The organism is Achromobacter sp. DH1f, from assembly GCF_000633435.1.
GTDB classification, from domain to species: domain Bacteria; phylum Pseudomonadota; class Gammaproteobacteria; order Burkholderiales; family Burkholderiaceae_B; genus Achromobacter; species Achromobacter deleyi.
The window spans coordinates 1-275 of sequence record NZ_AYMF01000126.1 but is presented as its reverse complement, the minus strand read 5'-3'; the positions used below and the strand labels follow the sequence as shown (position 1 = coordinate 275).

General features: G+C 66.9%; 1 protein-coding gene. It reads right to left on the bottom strand.

Annotation, left to right across the window (positions count from 1 at the left end; genetic code table 11):
- On the bottom strand, positions 1–275 hold a 275-nt coding region (locus U858_RS34135; RefSeq protein ID WP_042886187.1), incomplete at both ends, for a hypothetical protein.

Sequence of the window (275 nt, the reverse complement as noted above, 5' to 3'; positions counted from 1 at the left end):
GTGGCCGATTCATTGACCAGCGACTGCGCCTGCCCCGTTGCCTTGCCCGTTGCGTCCAGCGCCCCGCCCACGCGCAGGTCCCCCGCCGAGTAGATCAGCGCATGCTCGCGATTGGTCAGCGTGCCCACGCCCAGGTCCAGGTCGCCGCGCGACGCGATGACGGCGTTGGGTTCGTTGATGAGTACCGGCGTCTGAATACCGATGCGGTCGCCGTAGATACGACCGGTGTTGAGCAAGGTGCCCGCCCCGATGCGGGTATAGCCGCCATCGATCAG